Source organism: Nonomuraea sp. NPDC050547 (assembly GCF_044457345.1).
Taxonomy (GTDB): Bacteria; Actinomycetota; Actinomycetes; order Streptosporangiales; family Streptosporangiaceae; genus Nonomuraea.
Genome location: NZ_JBITGW010000021.1, coordinates 40,759 through 66,560, shown reverse-complemented (window position 1 = coordinate 66,560; position 25,802 = coordinate 40,759). Strand labels below are relative to the sequence as shown.

Genomic DNA, 25,802 nt, shown 5'->3' with positions numbered 1-25,802 from the left:
CGATGACCTAAAAGTGGCATTCAGTGCCACAAATGTCAACGGGTATACTTCGGGCATGACGGGATTGCGGGAGCGGACCAAGCGCGCGGTGCGTGCGGAGGTCGTGGAGGCGGCCAGGGGGCTGTTCGCCGAGCGCGGCTTCGACGAGACCACGGTGGACGACATCGTCCAGGCCGCCGGCATGTCCAAGCGCAGCTTCTTCCGCTACTTCCCGGCCAAGGAGGACGTGGTCCTCGGCGAGATCGACTTCATGGGCGAGCGGATCGCCGCGGAGATCGCGGCCCGCCCGGCCGAAGAAGACGCCTGGACCAGCCTGAGCACGGTGCTGCGTACGTGGGAGCAGCGCATCGACGACGAGCGGCAGGCGCTGGAGCGCCTGCGGCTGATCGAGTCGAGCCCGTCGCTGCGGGCCCGCTACCACCAGAAACGGGATGAGACGCGCGAGCAGATCGCGCGGGCGGTGGCCGCCCGGCCGGGGCTGGACCCCTTCACCGCCGACCTGCTCACCGCGGCGGCCGGGGCCGCCCTTGACTGCGTGGCGCGCGCCTGGACGCGCTCCGACGGGCGAGCCGACCGGCTCGCCCTCGTCGACCAGGCGTTCGCGCTGTTCGCCCCTACACGGGCAGGACGCTGACGTCCCCGGAGCCGGCCTTGACCGAGACCTTGCGGGTGGCGGACGGGTCGTTCTTCACCGAGACGTTGGCGTCACCGGAGTCGGCGACGGCCTGGATGGCGTACGGCCCCGCGGGCAGTTCGAGCACGGAGTTGCCGGAGCCGGTGACCAGGTTCACCTCGTCGGGGGCGGCGGCGTAGGTCAGCTTGGTGTCACCGGAGCCGGTCTTCACCGAGACCGTCTTGCCGAGCAGTCCCGTGCCCACCAGATCCCCCGAGCCCACGCTGGCCACGATCGGCCCGGTGACGCCCTTGAGCGCGATGTCGCCGGAGCCTGTCTCCAGGTCGAGCTGGAGACCCTTGGGCACCTCGATCTTGTAGTTGACGCTGCAGTTGTCCATGGCCGCCGGGCATTCGTACTTCATGACCAGCGTGTCGCCCTCGACCTTGTGCTCGGTCTTGGGCTTGTCGGAGTTCCACTTCAGCGTCTCCACGACCTTGATGGCGCCGCCGGTGCCCTCGCGGATCTCGGTGTCGCCCGAGCCGCCGGCCAGGCGGAGCTTCACCACCTTGTCCGTCACCGAATAGCCGGCCGTCTCCTCGTTGGCCGCCTTGCCGATGTTCTGCAGCCCGCACCCGGTCAGCAACACCGCGGAGGCCAGCAGGCCGCCCGCCAACACCATCGTCTTCATGACCGTCATCCTGTCGAACCGGGCCGGCACCCCGCATCCGGGTACACCCCTGACCCGCCCTCGGGGGAACCCCGGAGGTCAGCCGCGGATGCGGGCCGTGATGCGGTCCACGTCACGGCGTTCGGCCTCCGGCAGGGGCGCCCCCGCCGACGCGCGCAGCCGGGAGGCCTGCTCCAGGAGCTCGGCGGCCTCGGCGTTCTCTCCCGCCAGTGACCGGGCCCCGGCCAGGCCCTCCAGGGCGAGCGCCTTCGCGCGGGGATCGCCGCTGCTGTGCGCGGCGGCCAGCCCCGCCTCGTGCAGACGGCGGGCTTGGCCGGCGTCGCCGCGCAGCTCCGCGACGAAGCCCAGCTCGGCCAGGAGCAGGGCCACGCCGTAGTCGGCCTCCAGCGCGCGGGTCCACTCCAGCCATCGGTTCAGGTGCGCCTCGGCGTCGTCGAGCCGGCCCTGTCGGCGGGCCACCATCCCCAGCCCCACCTCGGCGAACTGCACCCCGAACGTGTGCGAGCGCTCCTGGGCCAGCCGCAGCGCCCGCTCGTGGTGGCGCACGGCCGCCTCGTAGTCGCCCGTCAGCATGGCGATGCGCCCGAGGCCGGACAGCCGGAAGGAGACCTCAAGGAACAGGCCGACCTCCTCGGCGATCCGCACCCCCTCGGCGTGCAGGGCGGCGGCCCGCTCGTAGTCGCCGTTGACCTCGGCCAGGAAGCCCAGCGTGTCGCCGATCTGGACCTGGCCCCAGCGTTCGCCGAGCCGCCGGAAGCGGCGCGCGCTGTCGGAGCCGTGACGCTCCAGCGCGGCCAGGTCGCCGCGGAAGGTCGCCTGCCCCGCCTTGACGGCGAGCACGGCGGCCAGGCCCCACGCGTCGCCGGTCTCGGTGAAGTCGTCCAGGGCGACCTCGGCCAGCTTCTCGCTGGCCGACAGATCGCCGAAGTTCAGATGCGTGAAGGCGAGGAACCACGCCGCCGTCCCCCGGGCCCCCGGGTCGTCCGCGAGCAGGTCGAGGGCGCGCCGGCTGCGCTCGCAGCGATCCTCGCCGTCGGCGTCGAGGAGGGCGAAGCCGGTGTGCCAGGCCAGCACCCGGCCGTCGGCGGTCAGCTCCAGCACCGCGCCCATCACCCGGTGCGCCTCCCGGTGGCGTCCCCGCAGATACCAGTACCAGGCCAGCGCGGTCACCAGCCGCGCCGCGAGCCCGGCCGCGCCCCGGTGCAGCGCCTCGTCCAGGACGTTCCTGAGGTTGGCCGACTCGTCGTCCAGCCGGTCCAGCCAGCGCCGCTGGTCTTCGCCGTACAGGTACGGCGCCGCCCGCTCGGCCAGGTCCGCGTAGTGGTCGTCGCGACGGCGGTGTACCTCGTCGAGCTCGCCGGCGGCGCGCAGCCGTTCCACGCAGTAGGCCGCGACGGACTCCAGCAGCCGGTAGCGCGCCCCGTCCGCGGTCACGACCAGCGAGCGGTCCACGAGCCGCGACAGCAGGTCGAGAACGTCGTCCGCGGCCACCTCCCCGCCCGCGCAGACCTCCTCGGCCGCCTCCAGCGTGCAGCCCTCCGCGTGCACGGCCAGGCGGCGCAGCACCACGCGTTCTGGCTCGCTGAGCAGCTCCCAGCTCCAGTCGATCATCGCGCGGAGGGTGCGCTGGCGGGCGGGGGCGTCGCGCCGGCCGGACGCCAGCAGACGGAAGCGGTCGTCGAGCCGCTCGGCCAGCCCGCGTACGCCCAGCGCGCGGACCCTCGTGGCGGCCAGCTCCAGCGCGAGCGGGAGGCCGTCGAGGCGGCGGCAGATCGCGGCGACGGCGGCGGCGTTGTCCTCGTCGAGTACGAACCCCGGCGCGGAGGCGGCGGCTCTGGCCACGAACAGGCGTACCGCTCCGGCCTCGCGCAGGGTGTCCAGGCCGGCGTCCGGCTCGGGCGCGCGCAAGGGCGGCACGGCCAGCAGGACCTCTCCGGTCAGGGCCAGCGGCTCCTGGCTGGTGGCCAGCACGCGCAGTTCCGGCACCTCGCGCAGCAGGATGCCCGCCAGCTCGGCAACGGGCTCGATGAGGTGCTCGCAGTTGTCCAGGACGAGCAGGGTTCCCCGGCTCCGCAGCGCGCCGACCAGCCGCCGGGTGATCCGCGGCATCTCGGCCACCGGGCTCTCGGGGGTGGGGGCCTCGTCGCGGATGTCGAGGGCGGTGGCGATCGCCTCGGCGACCTCGGCGGCGTTCGCGCTCGCCGGGCGGTGCCGTCCCGCGAGCTCGACCACGAGCGCGCCGGCGAGGCCCCCGGCGGCGGCCAGCGCGAGCCGGGTCTTGCCCACGCCGCCGGGGCCGGTGAGCGTGACCAGCCGCGCCGTGCCCAGCGTCGCCCTGACCTCGGCCACCTCCTGGTCCCTGCCGATCAGCTCCGACGGGGAGATCGGCGCATGGGGCCGCAGACGGGGCGCGTGTTCGAGGATGGCCTGGTGGAGGGCGGTCAGCTCGGGGCCGGGGTCGAGGCCGAGCTCCCCGGCCAGCTGGACGCGCAGGTCGGCGAAGGCGGCCAGCGCCTCGGCCTGCCGGCCGGAGAGGTACAGGGCCCGCATGTGGGCCGCGCGCAGGCGCTCGCGCAGCGGGTGGGCGGCGGCGAGCTCGGCCAGCTCACCCGCGAGCGCCGCGTGCTCGCCCAGCTCCAGGCGGGCCTCGGCGCGTTCTTCCAGCGCGGTCAGCCGTTGCTCTTCGAGGCGGGCGACCGCGGCCGTGGCGAACGCCTCGTCGCGGAAGTCGGCGAAGGCGGGGCCGCGCCACAGCGCCAGCGCCTGGCCCAGGATCGCGGAGCGCTCGCGCGGGTCGGCGCTGGCCCGGCCTTCGGCCAGCAGTGCGGTGAAACGGCCGCTGTCCACCGAGTCCGGGGCGGCGCGCAGGAGGTAGCCGGCGGGGCCGTACGCCACGAGGTCCTTGACGCCCAGCGCCCGCCGCAGCTGCGAGACCTTGCCCTGCAGCGAGTTGGCCGGGTCGCCCGGCAGGTCCTCGCCCCACAGGTCGGCGGCCAGGCGGTCGGCGCTCACCGGGCGGCCGGGCTCGACGAGCAGGTCGGCCAGGAGCGCGCGGACCTTCGCCTCGGGGACCCGCACCGGCTCGCCGCCGTCCGACCACACCTCGAGCGGGCCGAGCACCCCGAAACGCATGGCGTCCAACCTACCCTCAGACGGCCCTCAGCCGACCGTCAGCGCCCCGGGCCACCCTGACCCCATGAGAACCGACATTGAGCCCAAAGCCGGTCCCAAGGAGTGGATCGGCCTGGCGGTCCTTACTCTGCCCACGTTGTTGCTGTCGCTGGACGTCACGGTGCTGCACCTGGCGGTCCCGCACCTGGGCGCGGACCTGAAGCCGTCCAGCACCCAGACGTTGTGGATCATCGACATCTACGGGTTCATGATCGCCGGCTTCCTGGTGACGATGGGCACGCTAGGCGACCGCATAGGACGCCGCCGGCTGCTGCTGGCGGGTGCGGCGGCGTTCGGGGCCGCGTCGGTGCTGGCCGCCTACTCCACCAGCGCCGAGATGCTGATCGCCGCCCGCACGCTGCTGGGGGTGGCCGGTGCCACGATCATGCCGTCCACCCTGTCCTTGATCAGCAACATGTTCCGGGATCCGCGCGAGCGCGGGCTGGCGATCGGGGTGTGGGCGACGATGTTCTCGGTCGGCATCGCGCTCGGGCCGGTCGTGGGCGGGCTGCTGCTGGAGCACTTCTGGTGGGGGTCGGTGTTCCTGCTGGGCGTTCCGGTGATGGCGATACTGCTGGTGGCGGCGCCGTTCCTGCTGCCGGAGTTCCGTGACCCGGGGGCCGGGCGGCTGGACCCGCCGAGCGTCCTGCTGTCGCTGGCGACCCTGCTCCCGATCACCTTCGCGATCAAGGAGCTTCCCGTGTACGGCCCGCGTCCGCTCCCCCTGATCGCCCTGGCGGCCGGGCTGGCGGCGGGAGCGGCCTTCGTGCGCAGGCAGCGGCGGCTGGCCGACCCCCTGCTCGACCTGAGGCTGTTCGGCGACCGGGTCTTCCGCGGCGCCCTGCTCATCATGCTGATCAGCCTGGCCACGCTGGGCGCCGTCTACCTGTTCGTCACGCAGTACCTGCAACTGGTCGCCGGACTGTCGCCCCTGCGGGCGGGCCTGTGGCTGCTGGCTCCGGCGGTCGGCCTGGTCGTGACCTCCATGGCCGCGCCGCTGCTGGCCAGGCGGATTCCGACCGGGCACGTGCTGGCCGGGTCGCTCGTGCTGTCGGCGGCGGGGTTCGCGCTGATGACGCAGGTGACGGCGGCGACGCCGCTGTTGCTGCTGGCCGCCTTCTTCCTGCTCTACGTGGGCTCGGGGCCGGTCAGCGCGCTCAGCACCGACCTGGTCGTGGGGGCGGCGCCGCCGGAGAAGGCGGGGGCGGCCTCGGCGCTCGGCGAGACCAGCGGCGAACTGGGCCTCGCGCTGGGCATCGCGATCCTGGGCAGCGTCGGGACCGCGGCCTACCGGGGCGCCATGACCGGCTCGCCCGCCCTGGACGGCGTGCCGGCGGCCGCCGCAGAAGGAACGCGCGAGAGCCTGGCCGCCGCGGTCGCGACGGCCGGCGGACTGGAGGCGCCGCTCGCCGGGGAGGTGCTGGGGGCGGCGAAGGAGGCGTTCACCGGCGGGCTCACCACGGTCGCGGCGATCGGCGCGGTGCTCATGGCGGGGGCGGCGTTGCTCGCGGTGGTCACCCAGCGCCGCTCGTGACGTGTCACAGAAAGGGCCCGGACCTCCTCTTGGCGGTCCGGGCCCGTCAGGCGTCGGTCAGGACTGGCGGCCGCTGGTGGCGGCCACATACTGCAGGTCCTGGTTGGGCAGGCTGGACTTGACCTCGAACGGGGAGACGACCTTGGCGGTGGTCTTCCCGGCCCGCACGATCGAGGCGCTGTGCCTGCCGTACGCCAGGGGGAAGGTCGTGGCGGTGATCCCGGCGGCGACGTCGGCCTTCTTGGCCGCCCCGCCGATGGCGGCCTGCACGGTGGCGGCCCCGGTCAGGAAGGCGAGGACCTCGACGGTGTCGCGCGGGGTGCTGGTGCCGCCCCTAGGGACCATGAACTTGGTCTGCGAGCCGCCAGAGGGCCGTTGCGCCGCCTTCTGCAGGCGGTGCGTGAGGTAGACGGTGTCACGGACGATCGCCGGCGCCTTGCCGGTCTTGAACTTGGTCAGGTAGTAGGACGTGAGGTCCAGGTACGCGCCGCCGTTGTGCGTGGACGGCGTGAACTGGGTGCCTTCCGAGAAGTCGTTCCAGGTGGTGAGCTGCACCCAGTCGGCCCCGCCGGTGATGGACTTGTCCCACGTCAGGCGGAGGTTCTCGGTGTTGTTGGCCTCGTCGTAGATGCCCTGGTTGGGCCGCTCGTCCTGGACGGAGACCGGTTGCATCCAGATCTTGCCCAGATCGTGGGCGAGGTTGATGTTGGAGGCGATGCCCGCCTGCTGCGCGGGGCTGCGGTTGCCCCAGTTGGAGAAGCCGTAGCTGATGGGCGCGTACGCCTTGGCGTGGGTGGAGAAGTTCAGGAAGACGGGCACGAACGCCACCTTGACGCTGTGCTTGACCTGCATGATGTCCATGAACTCCTTCCACCACGAGACCGGCTGGTTCTCCGCCTTGAACGGTGAGACGACCAGGCGCTTGTCGGCCAGGCGGTAGACGGTGGAGTTCTGGGCCAGCTCGGCCATGGAGGCGGCGAGCTGGGCGGGGGTGACGCTCTTGAGGCCGTTCATGTCCGGCATCAGGACGATCTTGAAGCCGGGGTCGACGTTCTTGGCGGCCTGGACGAGCAGCTTGAGCCGGGTCCAGTGCTGGCTGGTCAGCGAGAGGACGTCGACGGTGAAGCCGTCGAGCCCGGCCGTCCTGGCCAGGCGGATCTCGCTCTCCATGTCGGCCAGTTGCCAGTCGCCGGTCTTGGGCGCTCTGGGCAGGGGGCGGTCGCGCAGGAGCCCGCCGTAGGCGGCGTGCTTGCCGCTCTCACCGGCCGGGTTGAGGTAGTTGCGGGCGTAGTAGTCCTCGGCGCCCGCCTTGTTGTCCAGCGAGATCGGGTACGGCGTGAAGTAGTGCGCGAACACCTTCTTCTCCGAGGCCCGCAGCGTGCTGATCGCCGGAAGGTCGAACGGCAGCGGCCCGGCGGGCACCGGCGGCTTGTCCGCGGCGGTGTAGGTGATGACCAGGCGCGGCGGGACGGCGCCGGTGGCGGTGGCGCGCGAGGAGTGGAAGACGCCCTGGACGCCGCCGGTGCTGGTCAGCGCGAAGGCGTACGTGCCGTCGCCGGTCACCGCGCCCGGCAGGTCGATCTTGGCCTGCTGGCCGGCGGTGAAGCCGGTCCTGGTGCCGGCGGTGGCGCCGAGCGTGGGCCGGTCGGTGTAGAGAACGTGCTCGTCCCATGCGGACGTGGTCTTGCGCACGGCCAGCGCCGTGTCGGTGGTGCGCACGGAGTGGATCTCCAGCGCCGCCTTGACCTCGGCGCCTTCCGGGATGCCGGTGACGTTGAAGCGCACCAGGCCGAAGCGCTCGTTGCCGGCGCCGTTGAAGGCCGACATCCAGGTGAAGTCCGCGTGGTCCGCCGTGGGACTGGTCTCGCTGACATAGGTGTCGGCGGAGGCCTGCACCGTTACGGTCTTGGGCTCGGCGGCGGCCTGTGCGGAGGCCGGCGGAGCACTCATGATCGCGACGGCCATCGCCATGACAGCGGATAACCAGGGCTTGCGCAGCATGTGATCTCCGGGGTGTGGGGTTTGCTGCGCGTGATCTTATTGCCCGCCTTGCCATGAAATGACCCGAAATATCAACATCCGGTCAGCCGTTTCTCCGCGGAGTACTATGAACAAAAAACCAGATTGTTCATACGGAAGGAGACACGATGAGGGACGACCTGCCGCGCATCACCGTGGGCCAGGGCCCGCCCCTGGTGGTGCTGCTCTTCACGCCTCGGGCGGCCAACCCCGCCGGGCTCGCCCGCTGGTCGGCGATGCGGATGCTCAAGCCGTTCACCGAACACTTCACCGTCCACCTGCTCAACCGCCCGCCGGGGCTGGCCCCCGGCACGACCATGGCCGAACTCGCCGCCGTCTACGCCGGCGGCTTCGACGGCCCCGCCCGGGTGCTGGGCGTCTCCACGGGCGGCTCGGTCGCGCAACAACTCGCCGCCGACCACCCCGACCTGGTCGAACGCCTCGTCCTCGCGGGTACGGCAGGCACGCTCGGCCCGATCGGCAAGCGCGCCCAGCGGGCCTACATCGACCGCGCCCGCCAGGGCAGACGCCCCAGCCCGGCCCTGGCCGAGCTCGTCACCCCGTCACCGCTCGCCCGCGGACTCCTGTCCGGCCTCCTGTGGCTGTCCGACGGTTCGGCCGACCACTCCGACGCCGCCACCATGCTCAACGCCGAGGACGGCTTCGACCTGCGCGGCAGGCTGGCCGACATCAAGGCGCCCACCCTGCTCGTCCACGGCGAGAAGGACGTGGTCTACCCGCTGGAGCTGGCCAGGCAGACGGCCGCGGGCATCCCCGGCGCCCGCCTGATCGTCTACGCGGGCCGAAGCCACAGCGCCACGTTCACCGACCGCCGCTTCGCCCCCGACGCGCTGGCCTTCCTCACCTGAACACCGAACACTCACCTGATCACAGACCCTCACCTGATCACAGACCCTCACCTGATCGCCGAACCCTTCTCCGGCGCCACCCTGCGCAGGGTCAGCACCCTGCGGCGGCGTGAGGCGGCCGTCCTGATGAACGACTCGGCCTGGTTGACGTGCGGGAACGGGAGGGCGGGCGCCGCCGTACCCAGGAACTCGCACAGCGGCGCCCAGCCCTCGCGCACGTCGAAGACCAGCAGCCGGTCGGCGGGCACCTCGGCCATGACGGCGTCGTTGTGCCGGCGGAAGACCTCCATGGCGTGCTCCGGCTCGCCGAACCGGCCGCCGAAGGTGTCCTCCCAGATCAGCCGCTGGGCCAGGGCGCGGCGCCTGGCCAGCGACGGGTAGAACGCGTCCTCCAGCCGCATGACCAGGCCGCGCACGCCCGGCTTGCGGGCCATGAAGTGGTAGATGGTGCGGTGCGCGCTGGCGTACCAGCGGGCGGGGTCGCGTACGGTCAGCACGATCTTCGCCTTCGGGAACGCCCCGGCCAGTTCCCGCCAGAACGAGCAGGCCGGCCAGTCGCAGGCGGCCCGGAAGCCGGTCAGCAGGTCCGGCCAGTCGACCGCCTCACCCCGCACGGCCGCCTCCCACCTCGGGATCAGCTCCTCGCGCTCGCCCAGGGACGACATGTGGTGGCAGGGCCGGTACCCGAGCGCTTCCAGCGCCAGGCGCAGGGAGTAGGTACCGGTCCGCCCCATGCCCGCGCCGATGACCTCGACCATGAGACCGCTCCTCTCATGGTGCACAACGGGCGGGCGCGGAATCCGGTTCAACATTGAAGGAGTTGACGTGGACGTCAAGGGTCGTTCATCCGCGCTTCAGCGAATGGACGCCGGGCATCGCTAGCTTCCGGGTGCCATTGCCACACTTTTGATCGTTAGGAAGCGTCGTGTCCCGTTCATTGATCGCCGGGCTGGCTGCCGCGGCCGCCCTCACCACCGTCGCGGCCGCCCCCGCCGAGGCGGCGCCGCGGCCCAAGGTCACCTCGGACGTCGTCCTGCCCGCGCCCGCCCTGGCCGACTTCGAGAAGGGCCTGGTCCAGGACGACCGCGGGGTCAAGCTCGGCGGGATCGGCAGCGGCCTGTACCCGGCCGGCCGGCGCGGCGACTACTGGATGGTGACCGACCGCGGCCCCAACGGCGAGCCGAAGGTCAACGGGGAGAAGCGGCGCACGTTCCCGGTGCCCGAGTTCGCGCCGGCCATCGTGCGCGTGTCCGTGAAGAACGGCAAGGCCGCGATCACCAGGACGATCACGATCAAGAACACCGACGGCACCCCGATCACCGGCCTGTCCAACCAGTCCGGCCACGACGAGGTGCCCTACGGCTGGGACGGGCAGGAGGAGCTCGCCTACGACCCGGGCGGCCTGGACACCGAGGACATCGTGCCCGACGGGCGCGGCGGCTTCTGGCTGGTCGACGAGTACGCGCCGTCGCTGGTGCACGTCGGCTCCGACGGGCGCGTGCTGACCCGCTACGTGCCGAAGGGCCTCGGGCTGAAGGGCGCGAAGTACCCGGTGAAGGAGACGCTGCCCGCCGTACTCGCCACCCGGCAGCAGAACCGCGGCTTCGAGGCCGTCGACGTGTCACGCCGCGAGAACGCGCTGTACGTGGCCGTGCAGAGCCCGCTGGCCAACCCGGACAAGAAGACCGGCAAGGCCTCCGGCACCGCCCGCATCCTGCGCGTCGACCTGCGTACCGGCCGGCCGACCGGCGAGTGGGCCCACACCATGGAGAACGTCGCCACCTTCGACCCCAAGGCCGAGCAGGGCGACATGAAGATCTCCGCGCTCACCGTGCTGGCGCCCGGCCGCCTGCTGCTGCAGGAGCGTACCGACGCCGTCGCCCGCCTCTACACCGTTGACCTGCGCCGCGCCACCGACCTGGCCGGCGGCGGCCACGACGACCCGGCCACGAAGCCGTCGCTGGAGTCGGCGCTGCCCGCCTCGGTGAAGCCGGCCAAGAAGGAACTCGCCGTCGACCTGGCGGCCATCCCCGGCCTGCCCGGCAAGATCGAGGGCGTGACCCTGCTCGACCCCAGGACCCTCGTGATCGCCAACGACAACGACTTCGGTCTCGGCACGTTCGGCGAGGACGGCCGCCTGATCGACTCCGGCGTCAAGAGCCACCTCGTCACCATCCGCCTGCCCCGCCCGCTGCGCTGACCGTTCCTCTGCACCCGGAAACATCACCCTCTGTTACCTGCTGCGACGCCAGAATCTTTAGGAAAGTTTCTTGATTGTTGGCGGATCGTGAGTCAAGCTTGATCTTGATCATGAAGCGGTGGCCCGCACCCCGCGGGCCACGCAAGCACGCAGGAGGACGCTTGATGCACACAAGAAGGCTCGGTCGTGCCGGAGTCGCCGCCGTCGCCGCGACGCTGACGATCCTGGGCGCCGGCACCATGGCACACGCCGAAACCCCCGCCTCCGCGCCGAGCGCGGCCGTCGCCTGCCAGCCTTCGGGTGCGCTGGCAGTCGACGGCGCCGAGCTCGACGTCAACAGCCCCGCCCCCGGAACCGGCAACTGCTTCACCTTCACCGGCCAGGTCGGTGACAACCTCACCGTCGGCATCTACCTGCCCGGCGGCGCCGGCGAGCGGATCGGCTTCCACAGCAAGCTGATCGTCCGTGACCCGTCCGGTCAGGTGGTCGCCCAGTACCAGGGCGGTCACCCGCAGGTTCAGGCGATCTACCGCCTGGCCGTACCCACGCTGACGACAGCGGGCACCTACGAGGTCGAGGTCGCCCCGATCACCGCCGACGGCCTGCTGGCCGCCCGCGTCCTGCTCAACTCGGTGACCGACCTCGGCAGGGTGAACATCGACGGCCCCGGCAAGCTGGTCCACCTCAAGCGGATCGGCCAGGAGCAGCGCATCACCTTCGCCGGCACCGCCGAGCAGTGGGTCCAGCTCGACCTGGCCGGTTTCGACTTCGAGACCGGCACTCCCGGGCGCGAGGCGGGCGTCTGGTTCGAGATCTGGAACAAGGACCAGACCCGGCTGCTCTTCCGCGACGTGCTGCGCGCCAGTGGCCGCCGCGAGCTCGGCCCGCTGCGCGTCGGCGGCGACTTCGTCATCCAGGCGTGGTCGGTGTGGGGCTCCGTCGGCGGTGTGACCGTCTCGGTGCCGAGCATGCCTCCGCAGAAGTAACCTGCTGAACCGTGCGACGGCCGTCCCTCCGGGGCGGCCGTCGCCGTCTACCGTCACGATGACGGATTCGCCGGCCCCGCCCTGGTCCGTAATTTCTTCCTCAGAAGGAAACACGACCTCGAAAGGACCGCGCCATGGTCACCACCACCGCCCCCGCCGCCACCACCACCGACGCCAAGCTGCTGCGCTTCGCGCTCCGCCTCGACGCGATCGGGACCGGCGCCAACGGCCTGCTCTACCTCGGCGCCGCCGCCGTCTTCGGCGGGATGTTCGGCCTGCCCGCCGCGCTCCTGTACCCGATCGGCGTCTTCCTGGCCGCCTTCGGCGCCGTCCTGCTCGTCCTCGCCGCCCGGCCCGCGATCAGCAAGGCCGCCGTCGGAGTCGTGATGGCGGTCAACGTCCTCTGGGTGCTGGCCAGCGCCGAAGCGCTGATCGCCGGCTGGTTCCCGCTGACCGCTCTCGGCACCGCGCTGGTGATCGCCCAGGCCGCCGCGGTCGCGGGCTTCACCGCTCTGCAGTACGCCGGTCTGCGCAGGGCCTGAGCCGCCCTACCATCGAAGATCGTGAAGGATCTCGAACTGCTCCGCCAGGAGATGCGGGTGCAATGGGACATCGACGGCCGGGACCGCATCCGGGGCGGCGGCGAGGACCTGGCCGTCGCCGTGGCCCCCGACGGGACGATGGCGGCGGCGGTGGCCGAGACCGTGCCGGACGAGAAGGCGCGCCCGCTGCTGAAGAGGGTCACGGACGGCCCGCCCCCGCCTCCCGGCCGCCCGCCCGCGCTCGCGCCCGGCGCGACGGTGTCCGGCGGCCCCTCCTACCTGGTCTCCCCGCCCGTGCGCGGCGACGTCCACGTGGACGTGCTGCGCTCCGACCGCCCGGCCGACGCCGACCTCGTCCGGGACCTGCGGCCGGGCAACTGGGAGCCGGAGGAATGGGCCGACCTCGTCGGCGGCGGCCAGGGAGCGCCGTGGGCGATGGTCGTCTCGGCCGGCCGGGTGGTCTCCATCTGCCACACACCACACCGGACGGCCGCCGGAGCGGAAGCCGGCACCTGGACCGCGCCCGGCTTCCGCGGCCGGGGCTACGCCGCCGCCACCACCGCCGTCTGGGCGGACCTGCTGGCTCCCGGCTGCCCGCGCCTGTTCTACAGCACCACCGCCGCCAACCGCTCCTCGCAGCGGGTGGCCGAACGGCTGGGACTACGGCACATCGGGTGGATCTGGCGGTTCGAGGGGCTCTAGGGTCATGCGGGTGGGCGAACCGTTCGGGCAGTTCGGGCAGTACACGGCCATCGAGGTTCTCGGCGAAGGCGGTCAGGGCACCGTCTACCTGGGACGAGCCCCCGACGGCACGCAGGTGGCCATCAAGGTGTTGCTCGGCCAGATCGCCCGCGACGACGACGCCCGGCGGCGCTTCCGGCGCGAGGCCGAGGCGGCCCGGCGGGTGGCGCCGTTCTGTACCGCGCGGGTCCTCGACGTCGGTGTGGCCGCGCGGCCGTACATCGTGAGCGAGTACGTCCCGGGACCCTCGCTCGACGCCCTCGTCCGCCGCGACGGACCCCGCACGGGAGGCGGGCTCCAGCGGCTGGGCGTGGCCACCCTCACCGCCCTGGACGCCGTCCACCGCGCCGGGATCGTGCACCGCGACTTCAAGCCCAGCAACGTGATCATGGGCCCGGAGGGGCCCGTCGTCATCGACTTCGGCATCGCCAGGGCGCTCGACCAGACGGCCACCAGCGGCGTGCTGGGCACACCCGCGTTCATGGCGCCGGAGCAGTTCGGCGGCCAGGGGCTCACGGGGGCGGCCGACCTGTTCAGCTGGGCCGCCACGATGGTGTACGCGGCCACCGGCCGGTACCCGTTCCGCGGCGAGACGATGCCCGCGCTGATGCACGCGATCCTGACCACCGAGCCGGACCTGTCCGGCGTCCCCGGCGAGCTCCTGCCGTTGCTGCGGGCGTGCCTGGCCAAGGAACCCGGCCGGCGCCCCACCGCGGCCACCGCCCTGGGCACGATGACGGCGCTCCCCGCGACGGGCCGGCCGACCGTCACGGCACCGTCACCGCCGGCTGCCCCGCCGACCATGGCCGCTCCGGTGCCGCAGGCTCAGGCCCGGCCGGCCATCGCCGCCCAGGTGCCACAGCCGGCCGTCGACGTTCCGGTGCCGGAGGCGGCGTCCGGTCCCCCTGGCGCCGATTCCCGTCATCACGCCCCGGCGGCCGGGATGACGAGTCTGGCCGGGGCGGTGTTCGCGCTGGTGGCCGTCGCGCCACTGCTCTACTACAGCGTGCTGTTCGCCCTGGCCACCCTGGAGCACGGCCCGGCCGGTTCGGCGGAGCCGTACCCGCTGGACATGCCCAGGGCGATCGCGTTCTCGGTCGTGGTCTGCCTGCTCTGCGTGGCGGTGCACCACGTGTCCATGGCGGCGGCGCTCATCGGGCTGCTGCACATTCCGTTGTCTGTGGTCTTCGCGCTGCCGTCGCTGCCGGGGGCGACGCGGGCGGCGTTCAGGGAGATGGCCGGGTTCGACGTGATGGCGCTCGTGTCGCTGTCGTCCGTGCTGACCGCGCTGGTACTGCTCGCCACCGCGCTGCCGCAGTGGCGCTGGAGCCGGCTGGTCGCGGCGCCCGCCGTCGCCGGGAGCGCCCTCATGATGATCGGCGGCCTCACCGGCGTGCTGGCCGAGCTCCGGCTGGCCGGGCCGCGGTCCGGCGCCTACACCACGGAGGCGCTCGGACGGCTGGCCATCGGCCTCTGGGCGCTGGCGGCGGCGGGGATGGTGGTGGCGCAGGCCGTACAGGCTAGACGGCGATCTTCCGGGCCGCGCCCTTTCCCGCCCGCAGCACCAGCAGGGCGGGCGTGAGCAGGGTCCACGCGCCCAGCGTCACGCTCGTGACCATCGACTCCAGCTGAAGCAGGTCGTAGAGGACGTCAGGGAGCGAGCCGGGCAGGCGTACGACGAGGAAGCCGAGGGCCTCGACGGCCACCAGGCCCCCGGCGGCCACACCGAGCAGCGCGACCACCAGGCTGAAGCGCCACAGCAGGAGCGCCGACACCGAGATCATCAGCCCGATCAGCACCCCGGGCACGACCGCCAGCAGGAACGCGGGCAGGTCGTTGTCCCCCAGGGCGAACCCCCAGAAGACGAACACCAGCGCCGGTAGCACCGTCATCGCCATGCAGATCGCCGCGCCCACGCTGTGCCGCCAGGCCGCGACGGCGTAGGCCGGGATGTACAGGAGCAGCGACACCACGCTGATCGTGAGCCAGGAGGTCATGCTCAGGAACGTCTCGTAGTCGTCGTCGATCCAGTCCGCCACGGTCTCGAAGGTCTGGCCGAACAGGCTGAGCGCGACCACCGCGCCGCAGATCAGCGCCGTCACCGCGGCGATCCGGTGAACGACGTCGGCCGCCGGGCGCCCGGCCCTGGCCACAGGCGCCGGCGGCTGCCACGGCGGCGGCCCGGCCTCCAGGCGGACCGTCCCGGCGGCGGGCACCGTCCGCGGCCCAGAGACCGGCACCGGCACCGTGGGCATGGCCTGCGGTCCCGAAGGCGCCCCGGTGAGCGTGGACAGCAGCCCGTCGGCGGTGGGCCGCTGGGCCGGATCCTTGTTCAGGCACGCCTGCAGCAACGGCCGGAGATCGTGGGGAACGCCGGACAGGTCCGGTTCCGCGGTCAGGATGGAGTGCATCAGGGACGGCATCGTGTCCCCCTTGAACGCCTGCTCCCCCGTGGCCGCGAACACCATCGTGCTGGCCCAGCTGAACAGGTCGGCCGCCGGCCCGGCCACCCCGCCGGCGAACTGCTCGGGCGCCATGAACGCCGGCGTCCCCATCACGCTGCTCGTGGCCGTCTGGTCGAGCGCCCGCGCGATCCCGAAGTCGATGACCACCGGCCCCTCGGCGCCCATGATCACGTTGCCCGGCTTGAAGTCGCGGTGCACCACACCGGCCCGGTGGATCGCGGCAAGCGCGGTGAGCGTGGCGACGGCCAGCCGTTCCAGCCCGCTCCCGAACCGCGCCCCGTCGCCCTTGACCATCTGCTCCAGCGACGGCCCCGCGATGTGCTCACTCACGATGTACGGCCGGCCGTCCGCGACCCCCACATCCAGCACCCGGGCGGTACAGAACGGCGCCACCCGCCGCGCCGCCTCCGCCTCCCGCAGGAACCTGCGGTGCGCGTCCTCGTCGGCCACCTGGGCGTGAAGCACCTTCACGGCCACCTTGACCCCGGCGCCGTCCTCCCCCAGATACACCGATCCCTGCCCACCGCGGCCGAGCACTCCGCTCAGCGAGTAGACGGCGATCTGACCAGGGTCCGCGGCGGCGAGGGGCAACACGCAGACGACCTTAGTGGCACCTCACCGCCGCGGCCACCCGCCCCCGAGCCCGGCGGATCCCGGACGCGCGGCCCGCCCGCGCCGGAAAACCGGTTGCCTCCGGCGTGGGCGAAGTCCTAGCTTGTGGCCGTCGTCCGTGCATCGGGGAGGAACATACGTGTTCGACGCCGCCGTCCACGCCTATCTCAGGTCGGCCGCCGGGGAGGGGGCTCGCCGGGCCGGGCCGTTCACGGTGCGCTTCGACGAGCACGACGACGCGCTGCCGTTCAACTACGCCGTTCCCGACGACGACGTCGTGCCCACCGCCGGCGAGGTCGGCGCGCTGGTCGCGCTCTTCCACGAGCACGCCCGCGTGCCGCGGCTGGAGTACGTGCCGCAGGCCGCGCCCAAGGTGGAGGCGGCGGTGCTGGCGGCCGGCTTCGAGCCCGAGGGACGCTACCCCCTTCTGGTCTGCACACCCGCCACCGTGGTGGACGCGCCGGTGGACCCCGCGATCGAGGTGGCGCCGGTCACCGCCGACGCCGGCCTCTGGCAGGCCGCCCGGGTCATGAACACCGCCTTCGACGCCCCTGACGCCACCGAGCACGACGTCGCCCGCATGCGGCGCGTCCTCGACCGCGGCGGCCTGGTCGCGGTCGCCACCGACACCACGACCGGCACAGCCGTCGGCGCCGGCCAGATCGGCGGTCCCCACGAGGGGGTGGCCGAGGTCGCCGGGATCGCGGTGGCGGCCTCGCACCGGCGCCGTGGCATCGCCGGCGCCGTCACGGCCCTGCTGACCCGGGCGGGAGCGCCCACGGCGTTCCTCACCCCGGCCGACGACGCGGCGGGCCGGGTGTACGCGCGTGTGGGCTACCGGAAGGTCGGCGAGATGCTGCACATCTCGCTGCGCTGACGCGGGGCTAGCCGACGAGGGTGCACGCGGTGACCGGTCCGGCCGAGACGCGGTCGCTGATTCCCGCCTCCATGCCCATGAAGGAGCTCCGGACCATGAACTCCAGGACGGCGGTCTGACCCGGTCCGACCTTGGACGGGTCGAGGCGGAAGCCCGCGCCGCCGCTCTCCTCTTCGCCGGACTGCGGGGCGGCCAGGCGTACCCCTTCCACCCAGGTTGTCGAGCGGGGCTGGGGTGAGCATCTCTTGCCCTCGGGGATGAAGTCGACGATCGCGTTGAAGCCGCGGGCCCGGAGTTCGGCCTGCAGGCCCTTCGGGTTCTCGGCCTGGTAGATCTTGACGGTGATCGTGCCGTCGGGGTTGTCGGTCACCGCGTAGGCCGGGCCGGTGTTCAGCAGGACGGCCGCGGCGGCGGCGGCCAGGGCCAGCGCCGCCGCGGCGGGGACGAGCAGTCTCCTGCGGCGGCGGGGCGGGGTGGCGAGGTCGGTCATGACGCGCTCCTTGAGCAGGTGGAGGCGGCCGGGGTCCAGGTCGGCCCCGGGCACGGGTGACAGCAGGCGGGTCAGTTCGTCGAGGTCGTTCACCTGTCGTCCTCCCGTCCGGCCGCGGCCGCGCCGGTCGCGCGGTCATCTGTTACCTGCCGCTCAGGCTTGATCAGTTCCCGGGCCAGGCGGGCGCGGGCGCGCGACAGCCGGGACTTCACCGTGCCGACGGGGATGCCCAGTGCCTGGGCGGCCTGCTCGTAGTCCAGACCGGCCCAGACGCACAGCGCCACCACGTCCTGCTCGGGGCGGCGGAGCCGGTCGAACGCCTGCCGTACCGCATGGATCTGGGCCGCGGCGGCGGCGCGGTCGGCGACCTGGTCCGCGAAGTCCGGCACCAGCGCGTCGGGCGGCAGGCGGTCGGCCAGCGCGCGCCGGCGGCGCTCACCGCGCCGCGCGGCGCGCGCCAGGTTGGTCGCGATGCCCAGCAGCCAGGGTCGCAGCGTCCCGCCGTCCGTCTGGATCTTGCGGCGGGAGCGCCACGCCTGCCCGAACGTCGCCGCGGTCACGTCCTCCGCCGTCGACCAGTCGCCCGTCAGCCGGTACGCGTGCGCGTAGACCTGCTGGGCGAATTCGTCGAACAGCGCCGAGAAAGCGTCGTGATCACCCGCCCGGAGGCGGACGCGCAGCGAAGGCTCCACACTGATAACTGTCCGCCAGAGGGCCCCGGGTTCCGTAATGTTCGGGTTCATGAGCTTCGCCGGCACAGCGCGGCCGCGACCCCGCTGGTACCACGCGCAGACCGACCTGGACGACTTCGCCATCATCAGCTACCGGGTGGACGCCGACGCCCTGGCCCGCCACCTGCCCGACGGCTTCACCCCGATGACGCTGGACTTCGCCGACGGCCCCGGCGGCCTGGTCTCGGCCGTGGCGTTCAGGGACCGCGACTTCCACTTCCGGTTCCTCCCGCAGGTCGGCATCGACTGCGGCCAGATCAACTACCGCGCCTACGTCACCGCGAACGGCCGGCCGGGCGTCTGGTTCTTCGGCACGAGCCTCGACCATCCCGTGGTCCTGATCCCGCAGCACCTGTGGGGCATGCCCTGGCGCCGCGACCGCATCCGCATCGGCGCCGACTGGACCGGCAGCCCGGCCCACTGGCGCCTCGACGCCGGCGACGCGCGCTGCGAGGCCGAGGAACTCCCCGAACCGCCCGCCCGCCTGGACGGCTTCGCCGGCGAAGCGGACTGGCTCGAACGGCTGACCCACCCCATGGACGGCTGGTACCGGCGCCGGGACGGCGGGGTCGGCGTCTACAGCATCTGGCACCCGGTCATGCGCCCCCGCTACCTGACGGCGCGCTCGGCCCGGTTCCCGGTGTTCGAGCGCCTCGGGCTGATCACCGCGGACGCCGCCCCGCACTCGATCCTGGCGCAGCGGCATCTGCCGTTCGACATCCACACCCCGCCCCGCCGTCTCTGATGCCCCTTCGGTCAGCGACGCGGGCAACTGTAGGGCCACGACATCGCGGTGATCGTGTGCGTCGCCTGGAACGTGCCGCGCTGACCGGGAAAGACGCACCGCTCCACGAGCACCACCGACCCGCCCTGGCGCGGATCACCGTTGGTGTAGGAGGTCTCCAGCCGCCTGACACCGCTCGTGGCGTCCGCGGTACCGCAGGAGAGCGTGAGCGCGCCGGCGAGAACGAACGGGGCGGCTCTCATGACGTTGCGCACAGCGACAACACTGCGGGGATCATCTCCCGCCGGGTACCTCGCACATCAGAGGACGGTCAGCAGCGGGTGAGCCACTGGTGGGAGCGCGCCATGTAGGTCCCGGCGAGATTGCCCTGCGCGTGGACCGAGGTGCAGCCCTTGCGGCGCTGATGGTCGCGCTCCATGTAGAAGGCCAGGGCATGGTAGGGGTCCAGCTCGTTCGCGTTGTTGAACACCGACTTGATCGGCCGGGTCAGCGCCCACTCACAGCGCCCCGGTCCGGCCGCCCAGTCCTTGCTGGTCTCCGTCCAGCTGCACATCTCACCTTTGCCGTCGTTCTCCGAGAAGAAGCACGCGCTGTTCTCGGGACAGCGGTAGTACCCGGTCGTCCCCGGCTGCTCCCGCAGACCCGCGGCGCCGAAGCCCGCGAGCGCGCCGACGACCAGCGCGGCGGCGGTGACCGCCAGGAGCCGCGGACGCCTGCGCCGCCGCGGGGTGGTCGCGGCGGCGGCGGACGCCACGCGGGGCAGCAGGCTCTCGCTCGTGTGCGCGGCGCGCTCCTCGTGGGTACGCGCCAGGCAGTCGCGCACGATCTGCCGCCAGGGCTCGGGCAGATCCGGGGACAGCCGGATCCGTTCGGCGCCCCGGCCGTAGGCCTGCACGGCGTCCCGGCGAGCGGCCGGCGTACCGCCGGGAAACGGGTGCGCGCCGGTCAGGAGGAGATGGGCCATGATCCCGAACGCCCAGACGTCCGCGCTGGGCCGGATGACCTGGCCCCGCTCGCCGATCTCGGACCAGAGCAGCTCCGGCGCGGTGTAGTCGGGGGTGGAGAACGCGGGCGCGTAGGCGTGCGTACCCTCCATCTCGGCGGCCAGGTTGAAGTCGCCGAGCCGTACCGAACCGTCCGCCATGAGCAGCACGTTGCCCGGCTTGAGATCGCCGTGCACCCACCCGGCGGCGTGCAGGTCGGCCAGGCCCTCGCAGACCTGCGCCAGCACCACCGGCCCGCCCGGGACCGGCGCCGGCGCGACGAGCGAGACGAGGGAGATCAGCGCGTCCAGCGAGCTCTCCGCGCGTTCCAGCACGAGGACGGTGGCGCCGTCCAGCTCCGGCTGTCCGGCGTCGTCGACGACCAGGGTCTGGAACATCCGGATCAGGCGCGGGCGGCGCAGGGTGCGGTGGAGATCCACCTCACGGCGTACCAGGTCCTGGTAGTGGCGCAGCCGGCGCGGGGTGCCCGTGCCCGTGGGCAGGAACTTCAGCGCCGCCACCGCGGGCAGGTCGTCCGACGCTCCCACGCGGTGCGCGAGATACACACTGCTGAACGCCCCGGTGGCCAGCGGATGGCGTACCTCCCAGTCGCCGACCCGATAGCCGGAAGGGACCGGGACGGCGAAGAGCCCGCCCGGCTCCCCGATCACGTCGCGGCCCCGTCCAGCAGCGCCAGGTCGTCCTCACCGGCCAGATCGAACCGCAGGGCCAGCGAGACGAGCGTCGCCTTCTTGCTGTGCAGGCGGGATCCGCGGTCCGCGGTCTCCGGTGCCGGCTTCAGCCGTAACTTGACGGCCAGGTAGTCGATGTTCCACTGCACGGACGTCCGTGACGCGTCTGGCCACGTGGGCCGTAAGCGCCGCACCAGTTGCTCGACGGTCGGCGGCGGCGTGTGCAGTTCGCCCCGCAGCCGCGACTCGCACAACGCCACCAGAACCAGGAAATACCGCGTGCCGCGGTCCAGCGGGAACGCCGGCGTGGTGAGCGCACCCGCCAGCTCACGATCGTCCACGGTGCGGTAGTCGTGCCGCGGCGCCCACACGTCGAACCCGAGCAGTTCCTCCCCCGCGGGCAGCACCACCCGGGAGAACTCGAACGGCACCGGCGCCTCGGCCCGCCCCGGAGCGATCTTGATGTGCTCGCCCGCGCCCTCGGGGTTCTCCACCACGTACGTCTGGCGACGGCTCAGATTGCTCAGCGTCCAGAAGGTGCCGGTCGCCGTGACCTCTCCGGCGACCCTGGACACCCCGCCGTGGGCGATCGTCAGGTGGGCGCCGGTCCCCGACGGAGCCCGCCCGAAGACCAGCGTCTCCCCCGGCGCCAGCCGGATCTGCTCGTCCGGCCCCGCGCAGCCCTCGGGCACGACGATGATGCTGAACATCCACAGCCCCTTCCCCGCGGGGGAATGGCTCCCTCACTGAGGTCTGGTCCGTTTCAGCGTAGCCGTGGAGATCGAACGCGCGACACCGTTACTCCGTGATGCGGACGTTGCGGAACGAGACGGTGTCACCCGTCCCGTGGTTCTGCAGGCCGATGTGCCCGTCCTTCAGCGAGCGTGCCGGGTCGGCGTTGGTGTAGTCGTTGATCTTGACGCCGTTGAGGAAGACCTGGACCCTTTCGCCCTCGACCTTGATCTCGAAGGTGTTCCACTGGCCGGGCGGGTTCAGGGCCCTGTCCCGGGCGGCGATGTCGGCCGCCTTGAAGCCGTAGACCGAGCCCGTGGTGCGATCCGCCGCGTCGGTGGCGTCGATCTGGATCTCGTAGCCGTTGTTCACCGCCGACCACGGGTCGGTGCTGGCGGGGAAGCCGATGAAGACGCCCGAGTTGTCGTCGCCGGCCATCCTCCAGTCGAGCTTCAGGGAGTAGCCCCCGGTGTACTGCTTGGCCTTGTACCAGTACAGGCCCATGCCGCCGGTGGAGGTCAGGGTCGCGTCGGCGTTGGTGAACGACCCCGGTCCCGCCTGCTCCCAGCCGGTGACCGAGCCGTTGTACAGGGTCGTGTAGCCGGTCTCCGGCCGGCAGTCCGCCTGGGCGGCGCCCATGGCGTACGCGATGCCGCCCTTCAGATGCTGCAGGAAGGCCGGCTCGGAGTAGGACGCGACCGTGTGGCCCAGGCCGGTGTAGAACGAGCGGCCGCCCTGGTAGACCTTGCACCAGGAGATCGGGTGGTCGCCGCCCATGGTGCCGCCCGTGTAGGAGGTCTCGTCCAGGGTGGCCAGGACGCGGGCGGCGGGCCTCGGGTTGGTGCGGAAGTTGTACCACTCGTCGGTCCTGGTCACGGTGGCGCCCAGGTGGGCGGTGGCGGCGTGGGCCCGGTCCCCGACGTTGATCCTGGCCTGCTGGATCGCGGGGTGGGAGGCGAACCAGGCGCCGGCCAGCTCACCGTAGAAGGGCCAGTCGTACTCGGTGTCGGCGGCCGCGTGCACGCCGGCGTAGCCGCCGCCGCTCTTGATGTAGCCCTCGAAGGCGGCCTGCTGCTGGGCGTTGAGCACGTCGCCTGTGGTGTTGAGGAAGACCACCGCCTTGTAGCCGGCCAGGTTCGCGCCGGTGAAGGCGGCCGGGTCCTCGGTGGCGGTCACCGCGTAGCCCATGTTCCTGATCGCCTGGATGCCCGCGGGGATCGAATCGTGACGGAAGCCCGCCGTACGGCTGAAGACCAGCAGGTCACCCGCCGCCGGCGTCGGCGGCGAGAACCGCTGGGCGGCACCGCCGTTGCACGCCCTGATGACGAGTTGCGCGCGGTCGGTGGCGTCCAGGCACTTGCCCAGCGCCTTGAACGCGCCCGCGTCGACGGTCCACTTCTGGGCGGCGGTGGCGTTGCAGGTGTAGATCTGCACCCGGGTGCCGTCGGCGGGGTTGGCGCCGGCGACGTCCATGCACTTGCCGAGCGCCTTGACCGTTCCCGGGCCGGGGTCGATGGTCCATCGCTGGGCCGCGGACTGGTTGCACGCGTACATCTGCACCTTCGTGCGGTCCGCCGGGTTGGCGCCGGCCACGTCGACGCAACCGCCGGGTCCGCCGATCGGGCCGGTGACGGGCTGGGCGACGGCCTCCCTCGACAGCGTGAAGGAGTCCACGTCGAACAGCGCGCCCGTTCCTCCGGTGAAGACCAGGAACAAGCCGGTGGTGGCCGTGGTGAGGCCGGTCAGCGCGGCGCGCACGTCCACGAACGTCTCCCAGCTGCCGGTCTGCGGTACGGCCACCCTGCCCGCGACCGGTCCGGTCTGCGAGCCTGTGCGGATCTCGACGGTCCCGCCCGCGCCGCCGGAGGAGACGCGGAACGTGGCCGACCTGGCGGAGCTGAGCTCGTACGGCGTGAAGGGGATCCAGTCACCCGCGTGGATGTCGCCGACCGTCTTGCCGCCCTCGGCCGCCGCCTTGTTGTACACCCCGATGCCGGAGGCGTTGGTGTAGTGCTCGGCCTGCCGGTGTCTGGGCTGGAGGGTGACGGACTTGCCGGTGGTCAGGTTGCCGTCGTCGGTGTAGGAGGCGTTGAACACGGCGAAGATGTTGGCGGCGCTGTCGTGCTCGCCGTCGGTGGGGATGGTGAGCGTGCCCTCGCACCCGTTCGTGGAGGTGATGGGGTGGCCGTGGCTGTCGTGGCCCAGGACGTACGACACCAGGACGGTCGCGCAGTCGACGGCCCCGTCCTCCGGGTCGGTGACGGTGACCTTGAACGGCACCGTGTCGCCCCACTCGAACAGCTGGCCCTCGCGCGGCAGCTGGAAGGTGATCGCCGGTGCGGTGTTCCCGACGGTGATCGGTACGCTCGACGTGCCCGAGTTGCCCCCCGGGTCCTCGACGACCAGGGTGGCGGAGTGGGTCCCCTTCGCCGTGTAGGTGTGCGTGGGGTTGGGCTCGGTGGAGGTGGCGCCGTCGCCGAAGTCCCAGGCGTAGGTCAGCGGCTGGCCGTCGGGGTCGGCCGAGCCCGCGGAGGAGAAGGCCACGGTCAGCGGCGGCTGGCCCGAGGTCTTGTCGGCGGCCACCCGGGCGACCGGGTTGCGGTCGCGACCCTTCACGTACTCGATGCGGTAGAGGGCCGAGTTGGCGTCGCCGCCGAAGTAGCCGGTGCCGTAGTCGAGCACGTAGAGCGAGCCATCGGGCCCGAAGGCCAGGTCCATGACCTGGGTTCCGGTCCACGGGAACGCGGAGATGTGGTTGTCGGCGAGGCTGACGGCCTTGATCCACCGGCGACCGAACTCGCCGAGGAACACCATGTTGTCCAACTCTTCCGGAAATTTCACAGCAGAGTTGAGCAAGGGGTCGTAATGGTAGACAGGTCCGCCCATGGGTGACTCGGACCCCGTGCCGAACTCCGGCGGGCTGCCCGCGTCCCCGCCGTACCTGATCCACGCGGGCAGCGCGGCGGGCAGCGTGCTCAGGCCGGTGTTGCGGAAGGAGTTGTTGGCCGGGCCGCCCGCGCAGTCGTACGTGGCGCCCGACGGCCCCGAGGGGAAGGTGTACTCGTTGTAGGTCTCGGCCGCGGTGTTCGTCCCCGTGCAGTACGGCCAGCCGTAGTTGCCGGTTCTGCCGACCTTGTCGAACTCCACCTGCCCGGAAGGCCCGCGACCGGGGTCGGTGCTTCCCGCGTCGGGTCCGTAGTCGCCGACGTAGATCACCCCGGTGGTCTTGTCCACGCTCATCCTGAACGGATTCCGGAACCCCATGGCGTAGATCTCCGGCCGGGTCCTGGCCGTGCCGGGGGCGAACATGTTCCCGCTCGGGACGACATAGGCCCCCGTAGCCGGATTTACCGTGATCCGGAGGATCTTGCCGCGTAAGTCGTTGGTGTTGCCCGCCGTACGCTGCGCGTCGTAGGCCGGATTCCGGTTGGTCCGCTCGTCAAGCGGCGCGTACCCGGCCGAGTCGAACGGATTGCTGTCGTCCCCGGTCGACAGATAGAGATTGCCCTGGGCGTCGAAGTCGATGTCTCCGCCCACATGGCAGCACATGCCCCGATCAGCCGGAACGTCCAGGACCTTCTTCTCGCTGGCCACGTCCAGCGTCCAGTCGGGCTTGACGGTGAACCTCGACAGGCGGTTCACCCCCTGCCAGGCGCTCCAGTCCGTTCCCGTCGCGGGAGCGTCCCCGGCGGGAGTGGACAGCCGGGGCGCGTAGTAGAGATAGATCGTGCGATTGGTGGCGAAGCCGGGATCGGCCGCGACCCCTTGCAGCCCTTCCTCGTCGTGGTTGTAGACGCTGAGCGCGCCCAGAACCTTGGTGTCTCCGAGCCGGTCCGTACGCCGGAGCGTCCCGTCACGGGCGGTGTGGATCACCGACAGGTCGGGCAGGACGGCCATGCTCATGGGCTCACCCATGTCCGGCACGCCCTTGGCGAGCTCGACGCGCTGGTAGTCGGCGGGATCGATGGCCTCGTGGGCGTACGCGGGCGCGACGGCCCAGGCCGAGGATAAGACGATGGCGCAGAGTAAGACCGTGCCTTGACGAATCATGCCGGTGTCCATTCGCGGGGGGGTGGCGAAGTTTCGCGGCGCTGCGCCGTAATGTAAGT

21 protein-coding genes are annotated in these 25,802 nt (G+C 72.1%); 10 read left to right on the top strand and 11 right to left on the bottom strand.

Going from position 1 to position 25,802, the window contains the following annotated elements; genetic code table 11:
- Positions 1-55: 55 nt before the first annotated feature.
- Positions 56-634: a TetR family transcriptional regulator gene (locus ACIBHY_RS42460; protein ID WP_397241737.1), complete on the top strand. Its 579-nt coding sequence runs from the start codon at positions 56-58 to the stop codon at positions 632-634.
- On the opposite strand, the gene ACIBHY_RS42455 is transcribed toward ACIBHY_RS42460, so the two are convergent.
- Together ACIBHY_RS42455 and ACIBHY_RS42450 are read right to left on the bottom strand one after the other, a co-directional pair.
- Positions 615-1,304 (bottom strand): DUF4097 family beta strand repeat-containing protein, encoded by a 690-nt coding sequence (locus ACIBHY_RS42455; RefSeq protein WP_397241735.1) that lies wholly within the window; start codon positions 1,302-1,304, stop codon positions 615-617. The genes ACIBHY_RS42460 and ACIBHY_RS42455 overlap by 20 nt on opposite strands.
- 78 nt (positions 1,305-1,382) lie before the next feature.
- The gene (locus tag ACIBHY_RS42450; protein ID WP_397309685.1) at positions 1,383-4,436 is read right to left on the bottom strand and encodes a BTAD domain-containing putative transcriptional regulator; all 3,054 of its coding nucleotides are present in this window, start codon (positions 4,434-4,436) and stop codon (positions 1,383-1,385) included.
- A gap of 64 nt (positions 4,437-4,500) precedes the next feature.
- On the opposite strand from ACIBHY_RS42450, the gene ACIBHY_RS42445 reads away from it, so the two are divergent.
- Entirely contained in the window at positions 4,501-6,009 is a 1,509-nt protein-coding gene (locus ACIBHY_RS42445; protein WP_397309684.1) for an MFS transporter, read from the top strand.
- 57 nt (positions 6,010-6,066) lie between these two features.
- Here ACIBHY_RS42445 and ACIBHY_RS42440 read toward each other — a convergent pair whose 3' ends face one another.
- On the bottom strand, positions 6,067-8,010 hold the full coding sequence (locus ACIBHY_RS42440; RefSeq protein ID WP_397309683.1) for an endo-1,3-alpha-glucanase family glycosylhydrolase: 1,944 nt from the start codon (positions 8,008-8,010) through the stop codon (positions 6,067-6,069).
- Positions 8,011-8,156: 146 nt separating this feature from the next.
- On the opposite strand from ACIBHY_RS42440, the gene ACIBHY_RS42435 reads away from it, so the two are divergent.
- A complete protein-coding gene (locus ACIBHY_RS42435) occupies positions 8,157-8,897 on the top strand; it encodes an alpha/beta fold hydrolase (protein ID WP_397241727.1) in 741 nt (246 codons plus the stop codon).
- Between the two features lie 47 nt (positions 8,898-8,944).
- On the opposite strand, the gene ACIBHY_RS42430 is transcribed toward ACIBHY_RS42435, so the two are convergent.
- Positions 8,945-9,655 (bottom strand): sulfotransferase family protein, encoded by a 711-nt coding sequence (locus ACIBHY_RS42430; protein ID WP_397309682.1) that lies wholly within the window; start codon positions 9,653-9,655, stop codon positions 8,945-8,947.
- 167 nt (positions 9,656-9,822) lie between these two features.
- Here ACIBHY_RS42430 and ACIBHY_RS42425 point away from each other — a divergent pair, with 167 nt between their 5' ends.
- The 5 genes from ACIBHY_RS42425 to ACIBHY_RS42405 all read left to right on the top strand — a co-directional run bounded on the left by ACIBHY_RS42425 (position 9,823) and on the right by ACIBHY_RS42405 (position 14,948).
- Entirely contained in the window at positions 9,823-11,097 is a 1,275-nt protein-coding gene (locus ACIBHY_RS42425; protein WP_397309681.1) for an esterase-like activity of phytase family protein, read from the top strand.
- A gap of 164 nt (positions 11,098-11,261) precedes the next feature.
- Positions 11,262-12,083 carry a hypothetical protein gene (locus ACIBHY_RS42420; RefSeq protein WP_397241721.1) on the top strand — a complete coding sequence of 274 codons (822 nt, stop codon included), beginning with the start codon at positions 11,262-11,264 and terminating at the stop codon, positions 12,081-12,083.
- A 134-nt stretch (positions 12,084-12,217) separates the two neighbouring features.
- Positions 12,218-12,625 carry a hypothetical protein gene (locus tag ACIBHY_RS42415; protein WP_397309680.1) on the top strand — a complete coding sequence of 136 codons (408 nt, stop codon included), beginning with the start codon at positions 12,218-12,220 and terminating at the stop codon, positions 12,623-12,625.
- 21 nt (positions 12,626-12,646) lie between these two features.
- Positions 12,647-13,327, top strand: a complete 681-nt coding sequence (locus tag ACIBHY_RS42410; RefSeq protein ID WP_397309679.1) for a GNAT family N-acetyltransferase — start codon at positions 12,647-12,649, stop codon at positions 13,325-13,327.
- 10 nt (positions 13,328-13,337) lie between these two features.
- Entirely contained in the window at positions 13,338-14,948 is a 1,611-nt protein-coding gene (locus tag ACIBHY_RS42405) for a serine/threonine-protein kinase (protein ID WP_397241715.1), read from the top strand.
- Here the strand turns inward: ACIBHY_RS42405 and ACIBHY_RS42400 are convergent.
- Positions 14,887-16,425, bottom strand: a complete 1,539-nt coding sequence (locus tag ACIBHY_RS42400; RefSeq protein ID WP_397309678.1) for a serine/threonine-protein kinase — start codon at positions 16,423-16,425, stop codon at positions 14,887-14,889. The genes ACIBHY_RS42405 and ACIBHY_RS42400 overlap by 62 nt on opposite strands.
- 157 nt (positions 16,426-16,582) lie before the next feature.
- On the opposite strand from ACIBHY_RS42400, the gene ACIBHY_RS42395 reads away from it, so the two are divergent.
- Positions 16,583-17,320, top strand: coding sequence for a GNAT family N-acetyltransferase (locus ACIBHY_RS42395; protein WP_397241711.1), 738 nt, complete (start codon positions 16,583-16,585; stop codon positions 17,318-17,320).
- Between the two features lie 7 nt (positions 17,321-17,327).
- Here the strand turns inward: ACIBHY_RS42395 and ACIBHY_RS42390 are convergent, their stop codons facing one another.
- Positions 17,328-17,903 (bottom strand): hypothetical protein, encoded by a 576-nt coding sequence (locus ACIBHY_RS42390; protein WP_397309677.1) that lies wholly within the window; start codon positions 17,901-17,903, stop codon positions 17,328-17,330.
- Positions 17,900-18,502 carry an RNA polymerase sigma factor gene (locus ACIBHY_RS42385; RefSeq protein ID WP_397309676.1) on the bottom strand — a complete coding sequence of 201 codons (603 nt, stop codon included), beginning with the start codon at positions 18,500-18,502 and terminating at the stop codon, positions 17,900-17,902. Before ACIBHY_RS42385 ends, ACIBHY_RS42390 begins: the two co-directional genes overlap by 4 nt.
- 49 nt (positions 18,503-18,551) lie before the next feature.
- Between ACIBHY_RS42385 and ACIBHY_RS42380 the strand changes: the two genes are divergently transcribed.
- Positions 18,552-19,286: a DUF2071 domain-containing protein gene (locus ACIBHY_RS42380; RefSeq protein ID WP_397241707.1), complete on the top strand. Its 735-nt coding sequence runs from the start codon at positions 18,552-18,554 to the stop codon at positions 19,284-19,286.
- 11 nt (positions 19,287-19,297) lie between these two features.
- Here the strand turns inward: ACIBHY_RS42380 and ACIBHY_RS42375 are convergent, their stop codons facing one another.
- The 4 genes from ACIBHY_RS42375 to ACIBHY_RS42360 all read right to left on the bottom strand — a co-directional run bounded on the left by ACIBHY_RS42375 (position 19,298) and on the right by ACIBHY_RS42360 (position 25,743).
- Entirely contained in the window at positions 19,298-19,540 is a 243-nt protein-coding gene (locus ACIBHY_RS42375; protein WP_397309675.1) for a hypothetical protein, read from the bottom strand.
- A gap of 56 nt (positions 19,541-19,596) precedes the next feature.
- Entirely contained in the window at positions 19,597-20,940 is a 1,344-nt protein-coding gene (locus tag ACIBHY_RS42370) for a protein kinase (protein ID WP_397309674.1), read from the bottom strand.
- The gene (locus ACIBHY_RS42365) at positions 20,937-21,671 is read right to left on the bottom strand and encodes a hypothetical protein (RefSeq protein ID WP_397241701.1); all 735 of its coding nucleotides are present in this window, start codon (positions 21,669-21,671) and stop codon (positions 20,937-20,939) included. The genes ACIBHY_RS42370 and ACIBHY_RS42365 overlap by 4 nt, the downstream gene beginning before the upstream one ends.
- 88 nt (positions 21,672-21,759) lie before the next feature.
- On the bottom strand, positions 21,760-25,743 hold the full coding sequence (locus ACIBHY_RS42360) for a ThuA domain-containing protein (protein ID WP_397309673.1): 3,984 nt from the start codon (positions 25,741-25,743) through the stop codon (positions 21,760-21,762).
- Positions 25,744-25,802: the final 59 nt, after the last annotated feature.